This window comes from Cupriavidus consociatus (assembly GCF_017814975.1).
Classification (GTDB): domain Bacteria; phylum Pseudomonadota; class Gammaproteobacteria; order Burkholderiales; family Burkholderiaceae; genus Cupriavidus; species Cupriavidus consociatus.
Map to the genome: position 1 here is coordinate 1 of NZ_JAGIQA010000060.1, position 10,682 is coordinate 10,682.

General features: G+C 58.4%; 7 protein-coding genes. 5 read left to right on the forward strand and 2 right to left on the reverse strand.

Annotation, left to right across the window (positions count from 1 at the left end; translation table 11 throughout):
• Positions 1-457 precede the first annotated feature (457 nt).
• A complete protein-coding gene (locus J8I82_RS36275; protein WP_209765194.1) occupies positions 458-631 on the forward strand; it encodes a hypothetical protein in 174 nt (57 codons plus the stop codon).
• Here the strand turns inward: J8I82_RS36275 and J8I82_RS36280 are convergent.
• Entirely contained in the window at positions 628-1,101 is a 474-nt protein-coding gene (locus tag J8I82_RS36280) for an Lrp/AsnC family transcriptional regulator (RefSeq protein ID WP_209765196.1), read from the reverse strand. The genes J8I82_RS36275 and J8I82_RS36280 overlap by 4 nt on opposite strands.
• 107 nt (positions 1,102-1,208) lie before the next feature.
• On the opposite strand from J8I82_RS36280, the gene mdeB reads away from it, so the two are divergent.
• The 4 genes from mdeB (at position 1,209) to J8I82_RS36300 (ending at position 10,452) form a co-directional block, all read left to right on the forward strand.
• Positions 1,209-3,839 carry an alpha-ketoglutarate dehydrogenase gene (gene mdeB, locus J8I82_RS36285; protein ID WP_209765211.1) on the forward strand — a complete coding sequence of 877 codons (2,631 nt, stop codon included), beginning with the start codon at positions 1,209-1,211 and terminating at the stop codon, positions 3,837-3,839.
• Between the two features lie 313 nt (positions 3,840-4,152).
• The gene (aceF, locus tag J8I82_RS36290; protein WP_209765198.1) at positions 4,153-5,793 is read left to right on the forward strand and encodes a dihydrolipoyllysine-residue acetyltransferase; all 1,641 of its coding nucleotides are present in this window, start codon (positions 4,153-4,155) and stop codon (positions 5,791-5,793) included.
• A 253-nt stretch (positions 5,794-6,046) separates the two neighbouring features.
• Positions 6,047-7,843 (forward strand): dihydrolipoyl dehydrogenase, encoded by a 1,797-nt coding sequence (gene lpdA, locus J8I82_RS36295; RefSeq protein WP_209765200.1) that lies wholly within the window; start codon positions 6,047-6,049, stop codon positions 7,841-7,843.
• A gap of 2,192 nt (positions 7,844-10,035) precedes the next feature.
• Positions 10,036-10,452, forward strand: coding sequence for a reverse transcriptase N-terminal domain-containing protein (locus tag J8I82_RS36300; protein ID WP_431831612.1), 417 nt, complete (start codon positions 10,036-10,038; stop codon positions 10,450-10,452).
• Between the two features lie 8 nt (positions 10,453-10,460).
• Here J8I82_RS36300 and J8I82_RS36305 read toward each other — a convergent pair.
• The coding region (locus J8I82_RS36305) for a helix-turn-helix domain-containing protein (protein WP_209765202.1) at positions 10,461-10,682 on the reverse strand (222 nt) is incomplete at its 5' end.

Consider the following 10,682-nt stretch of genomic DNA (forward strand, 5'->3'; position numbering starts at 1 on the left):
GCCTGGCACCGGCACACTCGACGAGATGGCCCAGTTGATCGTCACGCTCCTGGAGCCGTATTTACAACCCGATAATTATTAAAGCTATTTGAGGGATGTTGTACTAGCGTCGACATGAGCGACCGGTGCCCTAGCACCCCACCTATTCGTTAGGCCGACACGATGCTCCCAAGACCTTCACTCCAATTCAAGACGGGTTGCCCGGACGTACGGCGAATGTATCGTTAACATCACTCAAAGAGTCCCCGCGTGGCAAGCCGTTCCGGGTTCAGAAGGTTTCTACAAGGGGGCGCTTGGAACAAGCCTATGCGGGTGAACCCGCATAGGCAGCAAACAACAGTTGACTATGATGATATACCTAGTATGCTAACGCTCATCGTGTGAGTCAAGTCGAATGTGCTGCCCACCCTTATTCGGCTCTCGCATGAGTGACAAAACACTCTCAAGAGGAGTGAGGATGACTGCATTATCGAGAATTACTGGACAGGCGCTGCCCGCTGCTCATGTTTCATCGGCCATCGCGACAAGCACCTGCGCAGATGGAACAGTTGGCCGTCCATCGCTATTGCGCGAGAACATCGTGCGCAAGAAAAAGGAGAGTGCGGTAAAGCATTGCCTGCGGTGGAATTAACGCTTTGTCAAGGGCAGGGGCAGAGCGGTCTTATAGCGTACTTGTTTAAGTGCAAAGCTGGATCGAATCTTCTCGATGCCGGGAATGGGCGTGAGCTGCTCCAGAATGAATCGTTCCAGAGCGGCCATGTCTGCAACAGCTATTCGAATCAAGTAATCGCTGTCACCAGTCATCAGATAGCACTCCATCACTTCGTCATGCTCAGCAATGCGTCGTTCAAATTCCGACAAGGAGGCTTTACTTTGATCCTTCAAGCTTATTGACACGAAGACATTCAGTCCGAGACCGAGTGCATTGGCACTAACCAGCGCGACATAGCGCCGTATGACGCCCGCACTCTCAAGCGCTTTTACTCTAGCGAGACAAGGTGACGGAGAGAGATGAACGCGTCGCGCCAACTCCACGTTCGTCAAAGCGCTGTTCTGTTGAAGCTCATCAAGAATGCGCAGGTCAGTGGTGTCGAGATTCATCGTTGTCTAGTGAAGCAGTTTTTTGCGGCACGTTATGCTGAAAGGCGGGTAGCGTGCAGACCATTATGGCACGACATGCCGTTGATTGCAGCCTAAAATTATTTTCCATGAATACCCTAACCACCCCCATCTTGCAGGATTCGTTCGCTGCTCAAGTCGATCCTGATCCTATCGAAACTAACGAATGGCGTGAGGCCTTCGCTGGCCTGGTAAAAGCGTACGGTCCGGAGCGCGCAAGGTTCATGCTTGATGAACTGGCGCGTTTGGCATCGCACTTCCGTGTTGGCTGGCGGCCACAGCTCAATACGCCGTATGTAAACACGATTGGTGTTGAGGAGCAGCCGCCGTTCCCTGGCGATCTGGCCATCGAAGAACGACTGGCCTCATTAATGCGTTGGAATGCATTGGCGATGGTCGTACGAGCCAATCAGGCATATGGCGAACTCGGCGGACACATCGCCAGTTACGCTAGTGCCGCGGACTTGTTTGAAATCGGATTTAATCATTTCTTCAGGTCTGATGACTTGGTATTCTTCCAAGCGCACAGTGCGCCGGGGGTCTACGCAAGAGCGTTCCTGGAGGGTCGACTGAACGAAGCCGATCTTGCGCACTATCGCCAGGAGATTGTGGGGCCTAAGCACGGCGCTCGAGGGCTGTCGAGCTACCCCCACCCGTGGCTGATGCCTGACTTTTGGCAATTTCCGACCGGCTCAATGGGTATCGGGCCAATCAGTTCTATCTACCACGCTCGATTTATGCGATACCTGACACACCGCGGTCTCGTGCAGTGTGAGGGCCGCAAGGTGTGGGGCGTGTTCGGTGATGGGGAAATGGACGAGCCGGAGTCGATGAGCGCACTGACTCTGGCGGCACGCGAGAACCTCAATAACCTGGTTTGGGTCGTCAACTGCAACTTGCAGCGCTTGGATGGCCCCGTTCGGGGGAATGGCCGCATCATTGATGAGTTGGAGAGGCTGTTTGTCGGAGCAGGTTGGAACGTAATCAAGCTGCTGTGGGGAAGCGACTGGGATGGACTTTTTGCGCGCGATACGACCGGTGCATTGGTCCGGACCTTGGGCGAAACTGTGGACGGCCAGATGCAGACGTTCGCGGCGAAGGACGGTCGCTTCAACCGCGATCATTTCTTTGGTCAGAATCCTTATCTTGAGCTGTTGGCACAAGGGATGACCGACGAGCAGATTGACCGCCTCAAACGAGGCGGCCACGACCTCGTCAAAATCTACGCGGCTTACGCAAGGGCTGCAGCGAGTGCTGGAAGACCCACAGTCATCCTCGCGCACACCAAGAAAGGGTATGGCATGGGTGCGGCGGGACAAGGCCGGATGACGACGCATTCGCAAAAGAAGCTTGACGACGCGCAGCTGCTTGAGTTCAGAAATCGATTCAATCTGCCGTTGACGGACGAGGAGACAACGTCCCTCAAGTTCCTCAAGCCGGAGGCCGAAGCCGATGAAATGCGATACTTACGCGAGCGTAGGGCTGACTTGGGTGGAGCGTTGCCAAAGCGAAATACGGCATGCGCGACCGTCGCGAAGCCTCCAATCGCTGCCTATGCCAACTTTGCCATAGCCGCAAATGGCAAAGAAATGAGCACGACGATGGCGTTTGTACGGCTTTTGGGAATGCTTCTGAAGGACAAGGAACTTGGTCCACGCATCGTCCCCATCGTCGCCGACGAGGCCCGCACGTTTGGCATGGCGAACCTTTTCAAACAAGTTGGTATCTACAGCAGTGTAGGCCAACGGTACGACCCGGAAGACATTGGGTCTGTGCTGGCCTATCGAGAAGCTCGGAATGGCCAGATCCTAGAAGAAGGCATAAGTGAAGCCGGTGCGATCGCAAGCTGGACCGCCGCCGCGACCAGCTACAGCGTCCACGGTTTTGCGATGCTGCCGTTCTATATCTATTACTCGATGTTTGGCTTCCAGCGCATTGGCGACGCAATTTGGGCTGCCGCAGATCAGCGCGCTCGCGGCTTTTTGCTCGGAGCCACCTCGGGACGTACGACGCTGGGAGGAGAGGGCTTGCAGCACCAGGATGGCACGAGCCATCTGGTGGCTGCCACCATTCCGAACTGCAAGGCATATGACCCGGCCTTCGCCGCGGAAATGGCGGTGATTATCGACGCGGGAATTCAGGAAATGTTCGTCGAACAGCGTGACGTTTTCTACTATGTTACGTTGATGAATGAAAACTATGCCCAACCCAGCTTATCCAGCGACGTCGAGTCCGATGTCCTGCGCGGTTGCTATAGGTTTGATGATTGGACGCGCCCTGACGCTGCAGATTTGAAAGAGCCGCGCGGCCATGTGACTCTTATGGGGTCCGGTGCAATCCTGACAGAGGTCATCAAGGCCGCTCAACAGTTGATCGCGGAAGGGATTGAAGCGACTGTATATAGCGTCACGAGTTGGAGCGAACTCGCGCGGGACGGTGCGTCAAGTCAGATTGGTGACTCAGACGACGAGAAATCCAGCGACGTTCCGTTTCTTCATCAGCAACTTGCCGAGGGTCGGGGACCAGTCATCGCAGCTACGGACTATGTGCGCGCAGTGCCAGAGAGTGTTCGAGCATATATTCCGCGTGGTCGCCGCTATGTGACTTTGGGTACCGACGGCTTTGGTCGCAGTGATACACGTAGTGCTCTACGTGAGTACTTCAGCGTTGATGCCGCATCTATCGCACAGGCGGCGAAGCAAGCGCTGCTGTCGGCATAGCAATTTTGTCGTACGCCGGCCCCACTTTTCCAGTGAGGCCGGTAACCACGATTTCCTTTTACGAGTGCCGAACTTGCGCGGCTTCGACAAGCATGTGTCTGGCTCCCGATGGCTAATTTTAAGTAGACTTTGCGGCCTGCAGTGGTACGTGTACTTATTTCATCTACCCAAAAGCCTACAGCCCGTAGCTAGAAGATGTCGAACGGGAATTCTCCGCCGGGCGCTAGCTCTGGCGATATCACAGCGCCCCCTTCGCCACATCCTTTACAGCGCGAATACCGGCACAAATGACCGGTTATAAACTAGAGAATAAATGAGTCAAGTTTGCGAAATCAGAGTGCCTGATATCGGCGATTTTGCCGCGGTACCGGTTATTGAAGTTCACGTTGAGCCTGGAGACAAGATTAACGCGGAAGACGCGCTAGTTACGCTGGAATCGGACAAGGCTACCATGGAGGTTCCTTCGCCACAGGCCGGCGTGGTGAAGAACGTCCATGTCAAGGTGGGCGACAACGTGTCCGAAGGATCGGTGCTGTTGATGCTGGAGGCTGTCGGGCATATCGACGGTGCGCTTGCTCTCAACCTGAGTACGGCTGCTACGGCCGCCGCGACCGCTCCGGCCATGGCGTCTGCTTCGACCAGCTGTAGCTCCAGCATCGAAATCAGGGTGCCGGATATCGGCGACTATGACGCCGTGCCCGTCATCGAAATCCACGTCAAGGCCGGAGATACCATCAACGCCGAAGACGCCGTCGTTACCGTCGAATCCGACAAAGCCACCATGGACGTGCCGTCTACGTCGGGTGGCCTAGTGAAGGAAGTGAAGGTAAAGGTGGGCGACAGAGTGTCCGAAGGCACGTTGTTGCTTGTTCTCGGGGGCGCTGCTTCGGACAATTGCGCGCCGGCCGCTTCGACACTTGCCTCCGTGGCCGCAATCGCCGCCGCTCCTGCACCGTCAACGGTCCCGACGCCAAACGCCGCATCTTCTCATCCCGCCGCCTTCGTTCCAGCGATTGCTGGCGCGCCTGGCAAGGCGGCTCATGCGAGCCCCTCGGTGCGCAAATTCGCGCGAGAGCTCGGGGTCGACGTGTCCCGCGTTGCAAGCACCGGTCCCAAGGGCCGCGTTACGCAGCAGGACGTGCAGAACTACGTCAAGGGCGTGCTGACCGGCCAGACCACCGCGCCGGCCCAGGCGGGCGCGGCTGGCGGCGGTGGTGGCGAGCTTGGCCTGCTGCCGTGGCCGAAGGTCGATTTCACGCGCTTCGGCGAGGTGGAAAGCAAGGCCCTGTCGCGCATCAAAAAGATTTCCGGTGCCAACCTGCACCGCAACTGGGTCATGATCCCGCACGTCACCAACCATGACGAAGCGGACATCACCGAGCTGGAAGCCTTCCGCGTGCAGCTGAACAAGGAAAACGAGAAGTCCGGCATCAAGGTGACGATGCTGGCGTTCATGATCAAGGCCACGGTCGCGGCGCTGAAGAAGTTCCCGAACTTCAACGCTTCGCTCGACGGCGACAACCTGGTGCTGAAGAAATACTTCAACACCGGTTTCGCCGCCGACACCCCGAACGGTCTGGTCGTGCCGGTGATCAAGGAGGCCGACAAGAAGGGCGTGCTGGAGATCAGCCAGGAAATGAGCGAGCTGGCCAAGCTGGCGCGCGACGGCAAGCTCAAGCCCGACCAGATGCAGGGCGGCTGCTTCTCGATCTCGTCCTTGGGCGGCATCGGCGGTATGTCATTTACTCCAATCATCAATGCGCCCGAAGTGGCCATCATGGGTGTGTGCAAGTCCTACCAAAAGCCCGTTTGGGACGGCAAACAGTTCGTGCCGCGCTTGACGCTGCCGCTGTCGCTGTCGTGGGATCACCGCGTTATCGACGGCGCCGAGGCGGCACGTTTCAACACGTACTTCGCGCAGCTGCTGGCGGATTTCCGCCGCATCCTCCTGTGAGACAACCACGGCATATTTTGAAGGGCGTGGCCATGGCGCTTCAGTCCAGAAAGGCAAGCCATGACCAGCCCATGGATGCCCCGGCCATCCTCGAGCATCGGTGTCGAGACCCGCATCGAGTTTGACAAGAGTCGGGCAGGCACGAAGGAAGTACTTACCGCGAGGCTGCTAGAGGGCGGCGCCATGGCGGCGGCAATCAACAACTACAGCGCGCACTTTAGGCCACCCGAACCGCGCGCATTGAGGAGCAAGAATGAATGTGATCGAAGTCAAGGTGCCGGATATCGGCGATTTCGACGCGGTGGAAGCAATTGAAGTCCTGGTCAAGCCGGGCGAGACGGTCGAGCAGGAACAGTCGCTGATCGTGCTCGAGTCGGACAAGGCCAGCATGGAAGTGCCGTCGTCGGCTGCCGGCAAGGTGGTCGAGGTGCGCGTGAAGGTGGGCGACAAGGTCGGGCAGGGCACGGTGATCTGCACGGTCGAGGCGCAAGCCGCTGCGGCCGCGCCCGCTCCCGCTCCGGCCCCGGCACCCGCCGCGGCACCGGCTCCGGCCGCTGCACCCGCGCCAGCTGCCGCTGCCCCGGCGCCTGCAGCCGCCACGCATAGCGGCAGTGCCGACATCCAGTGCGAAATGCTGGTGCTGGGCGCCGGCCCCGGCGGCTATTCGGCCGCTTTCCGTGCCGCTGACCTGGGCATGAACACCGTGCTGGTCGAGCGCTACAGCACGCTCGGCGGTGTCTGCCTGAACGTGGGCTGCATCCCGTCCAAGGCGCTGCTGCACAACGCCGCCGTGATCGACGAAGCCAAGGCGCTGGCAGCGCACGGCATCCTGTTCGGTGAAGCCAAGATCGACCTCGACGGCCTGCGCCACTACAAGAACCAGGTGGTCGGCAAGCTGACCGGCGGCCTGGCCGGCATGGCCAAGGCGCGCAAGGTGCAGGTGGTGCGCGGCATCGGCAACTTCCTCGATCCGCATCACCTGGAGGTCGAGCTGACCGAGGGCGAGGGCAAGCGGGCCACCGGCAAGAAGACCGTGATCCGCTTCGAGAAGGCCATCATCGCCGCCGGCAGCCAGGCGGTGAAGCTGCCCTTCATCCCCGAAGACCCGCGCATCGTCGACTCGACCGGCGCGCTCGAACTGCCGGAAGTCCCCAACAAGATGCTGGCCATCGGCGGCGGCATCATCGGCCTGGAAATGGCTACGGTGTACAGCACGCTGGGCGCCGAGATCGATGTCGTTGAAATGCTGCCGGGCCTGATGAGTGGTGCGGACCGCGACCTAGTCAAGGTCTGGGAAAAGAAGAACAAGGACCGCTTCGGCAAGGTCATGCTGAATACCAAGACCGTCGGGGTGGAAGCCAAGCCGGACGGCGTCTACGTTAAGTTCGAGGGCGAGCAGGCGCCGGCCAAGGCGCAGCGCTACGACCTGGTGCTGGTATCGGTGGGCCGCGCCCCCAACGGCAAGCGCGTCGGCGCCGAGAAGGCGGGCGTGGCGGTGACCGACCGCGGCTTTATCAACGTCGACAAACAGATGCGCACCAATGTGCCGCATATCTTTGCAATCGGCGATGTCGTCGGCCAGCCGATGCTGGCACACAAGGCGGTGCATGAGGCCCACGTGGCAGCCGAAGCCGCGCATGGCGAGAAGGCCTTCTTCGATGCCAAGCAGATCCCGTCGGTGGCCTTTACCGATCCGGAAGTGGCCTGGGCCGGCCTGACCGAAGACGAGTGCAAGGCGCAGGGCATCAAGTACAGCAAGGGTGTGTTCCCGTGGGCCGCTTCGGGTCGCGCCATCGCCAACGGCCGCGACGAGGGCTTCACCAAGCTGATCTTCGACGAGGACACGCATCGCGTGATCGGCGGCGGCATCGTCGGTACACATGCCGGCGACCTGATCAGCGAAGTGTGCCTGGCGATCGAGATGGGCGCCGATGCGGTGGATATCGGCAAGACCATCCACCCGCACCCGACGCTTGGCGAGTCGATCGGCATGGCGGCGGAGATCTATGAAGGCACGTGCACCGACGTGCCGCCGCCGCGGAGGCGCTAATTCTGCTTGGCGTAGAGGGCCCGACGGCGGTTTGAGCTCTGTGCGCAATTGGAGCCAACAAGGGAGTCGTTTGAGTTGCTGTGCGAGCGTGGAAATCATCCTTCTTGACCCTTCGGCCCACGCATGGCGATATGGACAAACGCGGGCTTCACCTCGCCTAGGCTGAAATTTTAGATGGAGTGCTGATTGTTTGAAAGCGGATCTGAGCGGGTCATTCTTGGTGCAGCAACCGTCTTATGGCTTGCCCACAGTTGGCATCTCAAGAGACAGCTCATCAAAGCTCGCGGAAATCTGGAGCTGGTGCTTGAACAGTTTCCTGGCATTCGAGAATGGCTGAGACGGAACCCCGGGTAAAGCGAGAGCGTGGCGACGCATGCGCCAACCGGATTTTCGATTAAACGAATCGCTTTCCAGAAGACAGGTGCGAGACCAGTAGCAGAACGTACCTGGGCGCTAGGATCGAGAAATGGCGAGATAATCCTGTCATTAACAGAGCGAGGTATGTCATGGCACCTCTTACCGCCAACTGCCACTCAAGCCTATACATTCACATATCGTACCTAAGCTACCAGAGCAGCTTTTTGGGCCAGTTCTAGGATGGTCAAGCGCGGTTTCCACACCTACCATCATGCGGAGTAAAAGCGCTTTCCGCGAGCGTTCTCTTGCCTTTGCCGAACTCCACAAGGAAGTTCGGGCGATGACCGAGCGAGTGCATGGTCGAGCCATCAAGCGGAGCAACGGTGATGAAGACTATATTGCCCGTGTTTCGGTTCTAATTGAGGCGCTGATCGATCGGGCAGACGCTCGCGGGCGGGTCATATGTTTTGCATCCGCAACGGAATTTGGACTGTCACTACGCCACCAGTTGGAGCGTTGCAGACAGGCGGCAATGCAAACCGGGTCTGATTCCATCATGGTCCTCTACTGGGCAGCCGTTCGTCGTATGCATGTCCAAGGGAGTAGGGTCTCCAACAAGGCCGAGGCGAACGATTTGTCGCCAGGTAGCAGGATTGCTGAGACCTCCGCCGTGGTGGATGATTGTCTGCGGGCAGGGCTTTGCCGCCTATGCGAAGATCTCGATGTCAATTCGCGTTGTGCCAACGGTCACAACGCCCTAACTCCCATTTCAGGGAAACATATTCGAAGTATTGGCGAGGGCTTGCTTTCCGAGGCACAGGTATATCAATGCGTTGAGTGCAAAGCGATCTGGACGCGGTACAAGCATCGATCAGATCCGTTTGCGATGTGGTCCATTAAGAATTAATAAATAGTTTGGATTCTTAATTTTCAAAACGGTGAGAGGTGGTGCCGTTTGTTCGGACAGGGATCCGGAGTTTTTAAGTGGAAGCGCTGGGGCAGTCAGGCTGCCGATTTGATCGCTGGCAGCGTGGCGACGTATGCCTCATCCGGGGTCTGGTCCGCCAGACTGGAATGGGGCCGTCCTTGGTTAATGGAATGGACGCCCCCACCCAGTACGGCATCGCTGTGCCAAAGTGGAGATCCAACGTCAGTACTCAAACCGAACAGGAGCGTCCATCATGCAGATTACGACAGTCGGCATCGACCTGGCCAAGAACGTGTTCGTGCGACCTGCAAGTCGCGTGAGTTTCTGTTTCACTGGAGCATTTATGACCTGATGAAACCGGTTGTTCCATCAACCGCTCCCTACCCAGACACGCGGAGCCGGTAACAGCTCGGTGTGAAGCTCTGGGGACAACGTAGCCGCCGAAAACCCGGTACGCCCAGCCGCAAGGTGAAGCGGAATCTGCCAGCACGAAGGCGGAGAGGAGCAAGGGATGAGTGGGTACGACCAACATAGGTGAACTTCGGTTAAACGTCGTGAGCTTGAACAAGCCAAACGTGCTGATAGGCTTGAACCAAAATGGTATGCGGTGAGGAATGGTCTCTGAATACTAGGCCATCATGGACAGCGCACCGCCGGCGAAGACGAAGGGTCCGCCCCACTCGGAAATTCATGTGGAACAGGGTAAGCCCATAGCGCCGCCGGTGACGGCAGGCGAACCGCAAGGAACGCTGATGGCACTGTGGGTAAAGGAATGCGGAAAAAGCGAACGCCCGGCTGTAATGGACGGGATACGGGCTGCAACATTGCCCGACGCGAAAGCGGGCAGACTTCCGCGCGGTCATTCATGGCGAGAAAACTTGAGCAATCGTTGTACGCGGGAGAGCAGATGACAGGGATCGATACCGAAGCGCAAGCGCGGTCCATCGACGCTGGTGCGCCCGCGCGCGCCGAACAGATGTGGAACCAGGCGAACTGGCAACACATCGAGGCAGACGTGAGACGACTTCAGGTGCGTATCGCCAAGGCAACTCGAGAAAGCCGGTGGGGCAAGGTGAAAGCGTTGCAACATCTGCTGACCCGCTCGCATAGCGGCAAGATGCTAGCCGTGAAGCGAGTGACAGAAAATCGCGGCAAGAGAACGCCGGGGGTGGACGGTAGGATATGGACATCCTCGGCGGCCAGATGGAAGGGAATGCTGTCGCTACGGCATCGCGGCTATCGTGCGATGCCGCTGCGGCGCGTTTACATCCCGAAGAGTAACGGCAAGAAGCGTCCGCTGGGAATCCCGACGGTGATCTCATAATGCACTTCTCACAGTTGATTGTAGGAATGTTGCCCCCGAAGATGCCCTGAAGTGCGCACCCAGTCCCGCAGTTGCTGTTCCTTGGTGGGATCCAGCGTGATCCACCACGGGCCCCGCCCGTCGAGCTTCCGAGCGTGGATCACCTGGCGTTCAATCCAGTAATACACGACGTGTGGACTGATGCCCAGTCGGTGAGCGAGTTGCTGTACCGTGAGTTCGTCAGGCCGCTT

Coding starts and splice junctions, on each gene's coding strand:
- mdeB (WP_209765211.1), top strand. CDS start 1,209: ATGAATACCCTAACCACCCCCATCTTGCAGGATTCGTTCGCTGCTCAA.
- J8I82_RS36300 (WP_431831612.1), top strand. CDS start 10,036: ATGACAGGGATCGATACCGAAGCGCAAGCGCGGTCCATCGACGCTGGT.
- J8I82_RS36275 (WP_209765194.1), top strand. CDS start 458: ATGACTGCATTATCGAGAATTACTGGACAGGCGCTGCCCGCTGCTCAT.
- J8I82_RS36280 (WP_209765196.1), bottom strand. CDS start 1,101: ATGAATCTCGACACCACTGACCTGCGCATTCTTGATGAGCTTCAACAG.
- aceF (WP_209765198.1), top strand. CDS start 4,153: ATGAGTCAAGTTTGCGAAATCAGAGTGCCTGATATCGGCGATTTTGCC.
- lpdA (WP_209765200.1), top strand. CDS start 6,047: ATGAATGTGATCGAAGTCAAGGTGCCGGATATCGGCGATTTCGACGCG.